Origin of the sequence: Kosakonia sp. S42, assembly GCF_016624785.1 — a bacterium.
In the GTDB taxonomy this organism is placed as follows: domain Bacteria; phylum Pseudomonadota; class Gammaproteobacteria; order Enterobacterales; family Enterobacteriaceae; genus Kosakonia; species Kosakonia cowanii.
In genome coordinates this window covers 1-4,633 of sequence record NZ_JACVTW010000066.1, presented here as the reverse complement: position 1 = coordinate 4,633, position 4,633 = coordinate 1, and the positions used below count along the sequence as shown (strand labels likewise).

The following is a 4,633-nucleotide window of genomic DNA, read 5'->3' as shown; positions in this document are numbered from 1 at the left end:
TATGCCGGCATTCTGTTTCTGGATGGCACAGGATTTCGGGTCAGGGTCATTGCTCTCCAGCCTCATGCAAAAAAACAGAAGTAGGATAAAAAGATCACTAAGCAAAAAATCCCACTCAGCGACGTTTTTTATTCCAGTTGTGTCCAGCTTCTTCAATCCAAAAAAGTCTGTAATAAAATCAGCTACGAGCATCAGTCAGCTCCGGGTTACAACAGTGCATCGATGTCAGAGGCAATGCTAAAAAATAATGGTGATTTCACTATGAAAGAATTATTAAATATTGTTAAAATTCATATGTTTAAATATGAAAATAAACGGTGAATTTCAAGGCGGAATAGGGTATATCATCACATATTCTCCAGTTTAAATTCTTTACTAAGATGCCGATATTTTGTGCATGATTTTTTTAATGGCATCATCAATTTCAGACTGTATTTTTGGTGAGATACGGGAAAATTCATACACAACCAGTCGTTTCTTCTGATCTGTTTTCTTTCTCGCATACTGATTGCGATCAGTGAATTCGCACAGTTTCTCTGTCTCGATTTGTTTAGCTTTGGCTGGCTTGAGGCCCTTACCTTCAGATCTGATAATTGTCAGAATGTCCTTTTTATCCAGGGTAGTGTTACCGATCTCTGAAATCCGCTTTTGAACTGATTCCATCAATTCGGATACAGAAACTCCCTTGGCTATGGCATTTTCCGCCACCTGAAGGAGTAACTGGTAATCAGCTATGGATATGTCGTTGATAACCGGAAATACCGCAACCATCTCATCGGGAACCGCTGCGGCCTGAAATGCACGCGTGACTTTTGCAGGAGAAATATTTTCCGCTCGCGCTATTTCTTCTTTCGTCTTACCGTTGCCGTACATCACTTCAAAGCGTTTACCAAGTTCGCGCAAACTGTGTTCCCGCGCGGTCTGAATATCAATTGCAAGCTGACGGGCATCAGCGATACTGATCTCATCTTTCGTTACCAGTATCTCAAATTTTGTCTGATTAAAGATGCATGCTGCCCGGCGACGAGTACCATCTAATATTTCAATTCGCCCATTAACTTCGCGCCCGGTTGCAGGGAAAAATTGTTGCAGCTTAATGGTACGGGAAATATCACTCACGGATTCCGGCGTGAGCATAGTCTGATCACGTCCATTGACTGTCGGGTCAACGAACGTCTTCGACTCAATATCACCGGCTAACACGATGGTGCTAATAAACTTGACCTGCTTACCTGATTTTAAGGTAAAGATTCTGACATTCCCTTCGCCATTGAGCATGCGCGCAAACTCAGAGTTATTGTTACCTAGTACGCGTCCGCGAGCTATAACACTTTTCATTCGGCAGTTCCTCTGATGAATTCGATTCGGTCAAAAACCGCTTTTGTAAAGCGTTCTGCTTCAGTGCGGGCTTTCTTGAGCGCCTCGGCGCTACCGGGGTAAGACATGGGGTTAGCGCTAATAATCGTATCAAATGATTCGCCACAGCGTTCAAAACCATCCAGACGTGGCAATGAAGAGTCAAGAATACTACTTGCGTACACTTCCCTCGCCAGGCTATGCGACGTTTCATGGTCACGCTTGCCCGTCATTTTCGACATAAATCCAATATTCGCGCTCAGGCGAGGTTCAATACCTTCCTCTTCTAACCGTTCAAGCATTTCCGGTAAGCGGGTCAGGTATTTAAGTGTTGAATGGAAATCTACCTGAGCGGGTGGGGTAGGGGTTAACAGCAAATCACTCGCTGCCAGTCCATTCAGTAGGAAAGGATCGAGGTGAGGACCTGTATCGATAAAAATAAAATCGTAATCATTTGCCACGCGTCCGATAATTTTTTTTCTGAGGACCTCAGATGGTTTAATTCCAGGTAAATGTTCGGCGACCAGTGAATCCCATTGGCTGGCCACAAAACCATCATCGATGGATGCTGGAATAACATCCACACCAGGAATGATAGTTGGCCGGATGACCACTTCACGCAATGTCTCTGAGTCGAGATCGTTCAGCATGGCCTGCGCAGCGGTTTCAAGCACTAAACCAATACTGTGAGTATGGTCAAGGAACATTGTACTTGATGCCTGTGGATCCAGGTCAATGACCAGGATACGCAAATCATGGCGGAGCAAATCCTGGTGAACGCGCATTGCATGAGCCAGCGTTACAGTGCTTACTGTCTTTGACACTCCACCTTTAAGGTTAACGATGAATATAACGTATGGCTCTTTGTGTGAATCCCTGTATCTTGGAATTTTACGGTGGGCATAAATATCAATAACATTCTGTATCGTCAATGCGTATTGCTCGACGTTTCCGACCTGTTTTTTATTGAAGTCATATCCATTTTCTTCCATTTCTTTCATAGCCTGCTCGACGATACGGCGGCTTAGTTTTGGTAACTTCGCCACCGCATTGCGAGTATAAGTCTGATGATACTCAGTCAGATTAAATTCCTTACGCTGCGCTTCAATTTCCCGGCTCATGGCTTGCAGCAAAGAGCTGGCTCTCAAAGCTATCGTACCAACACCACCGTAATCGCGTTTCATTGTTATTCCTCGAAAGAGATTCATTGCCATTATGGCTTGTCAAACAAGAGGATAATACATTAAAAATATAAATGTACAACAAAAACAGATTTTTCATAAAAAATTGTACTTTTAAATAATATATTGACACTATTCATATCTCCCGAAAGGCCGAAAACATAGGCATTGAGTCCAGCGCCCAGAAATCGAGGGCCGCGCTGCAAATAAAAAAGCCTGTTAACAGGCCTTTTTTATTGTCATCCCTAAACCACCTCCCAGGGAGGTGGTGATTGATCCTGTAAGGCTATAGCCTGAAGAATGCCCATGTCGGAATATCTCTGCTTACTCACCACAAATAAAAGGAGACAGACCGATATGGAGCTTTACAGGAGTTCATCACATGTATATTTGCGTTGCAAATACCACAAGTCTGGACGCCAAAGTATCGATTCAGGATCCTACCCGCGAATAGTGGACACGGGACTAAGTGAGTAAACTCTCAACCAGAGGTGACTCATGACTAAACCAGTATCAACCAGCAAAAAGCACCATAAGCAACATACGCCTGAATTTCGCAACGAAGCCCTGAAGCTTGCTGAGCGTATCGGTGTGGCCGCCGCGGCCCGCGAACTCAGCCTGTATGAATCGCAGCTTTATGCCTGGCGCAGCAAGCTGAAAAATGCACATTCCTCTTCCGAAAGTGAGCAGGAAATGGCGGTTGAAATTGCCCGCCTTAAGCGGCAACTGGCGGAGCAGGCAGAGGAGCTGTCCATTATCCAGAAGACCGCGACATACTTCGCGAAGCGCCTGAAATGAAGTATGTATTCATCGAAAATCATCAGGCTGAGTTCAGTATCAAAGCGATGTGTCGCGTGCTCCGGATAGCCCGCAGCAACTGGTATGCCTGGTGTCTGCGCCACCATCAGCAAAGTCCGCGTCAGCAGTTCCTCCTCATCTGTGATGCGGCGGTCCGTAAGGCCTTCACAGAAGCAAAACAGCGTTATGGAGCGCCTCGTCTGGCAAACGAACTGCCGGAGTAAAACATCAAAACCATTGCTGCCAGTCTGCGTCGTCAGGAGCTAAAAGCGAAAGCCGCACGGAGGTTCAGCCCGGTCAGTTACCGCGGGCACGGTTTACCCGTGTCAGAAAATCTGTTGAAACAAGACTTCAGGGCCGGCGGCCCGAACCAGAGTGGGCGGGTGACATTACGTATCTGCGCACGGACGAAGGCTGGCTGTACCTGGCGGTGGTCATCGATCTGTGGTCGCGTTCCGTCACTGGCTTGTCTATGTCGTCGCGCATGACAGCGCAACTGGCCTGTGATGCGCTGTAAATGGCGCTCTGGCGGCGTAAGTGCCCGGGAAATGTCATTGTTCACACGGATCGTGGTGGGCAGTACTGTCATCGGATTATCAGACCTTACTGAAACGGCATAATCTGCACGGGAGCATGAGTGCCAAAGGTTGCTGTTATGACAATGCTTGCGTGGAAAGCTTCTTTCACTCGCTGAAAGTGGAATGTATCCACGGAGAGTGCTTTGGCAGCCGGGAAATAATGCGGATGACGGTGTTTAATTATATTGAGTGTGATTACAATCGTTGGCGTCGCCACAGTGCGTGCGGCGGTCTCAGCCCTGAGCAATTGAAAACCTGAATCTCGCTTAGGACCGTGTCCACATTACGTGGGTAAGATCACCTGAAAGATAAGCTGAGCAAGGAACTTTACAGGACAATCTACATTCTCTGCGGAATGAAAGATTGTGAGGTTCTGGAGTTAAATGTTCAGCCAGATCATGTACATCTGGTGGTGATTGTCCCGCCAAAAATCTCGATATCGACCTTGATGGGGCATCTGAAAGGGCGTAGCGCCATCAGACTCTACAATCGTTTCCCTCACATAAGAAAAAAGTTATGGGGAAACCATTTTTGGTCATGTGTATGCTTTGTCGATACGGTAGGGGTAAATGAAGAGATCATCAGACGATATGTGCGACATCATGAGAAAACGGAACAAACGCATGAACAGCAGATGGAATTGCTAGAGTAGAAACAGGAAGGTAACAATGTATGAACCGGTCACATGGGTTACAGATCTGACCGGTCACATGGGTGACA

General features: G+C 46.3%; 2 protein-coding genes and 3 pseudogenes. 2 read left to right on the top strand and 3 right to left on the bottom strand.

Annotation, left to right across the window (positions count from 1 at the left end; translation table 11 throughout):
- From IAE50_RS26390 to IAE50_RS25395, 3 genes and pseudogenes are all read right to left on the bottom strand, one after another.
- Positions 1 to 192, bottom strand: a pseudogene (locus IAE50_RS26390) (hypothetical protein); the annotation flags it as partial.
- Positions 193 to 375: 183 nt separating this feature from the next.
- Entirely contained in the window at positions 376 to 1,338 is a 963-nt protein-coding gene (locus IAE50_RS25400; protein ID WP_200581662.1) for a ParB family protein, read from the bottom strand.
- Positions 1,335 to 2,540 (bottom strand): AAA family ATPase, encoded by a 1,206-nt coding sequence (locus IAE50_RS25395; protein ID WP_200581661.1) that lies wholly within the window; start codon positions 2,538 to 2,540, stop codon positions 1,335 to 1,337. Before IAE50_RS25395 ends, IAE50_RS25400 begins: the two co-directional genes overlap by 4 nt.
- Before the next feature lie 495 nt (positions 2,541 to 3,035).
- On the opposite strand from IAE50_RS25395, the pseudogene IAE50_RS25390 reads away from it, so the two are divergent.
- Positions 3,036 to 4,183: pseudogene (locus IAE50_RS25390) on the top strand (IS3 family transposase).
- 31 nt (positions 4,184 to 4,214) lie between these two features.
- Positions 4,215 to 4,565 (top strand): annotated as a pseudogene (tnpA, locus tag IAE50_RS25385) (IS200/IS605 family transposase); the annotation flags it as partial.
- Positions 4,566 to 4,633: the final 68 nt, after the last annotated feature.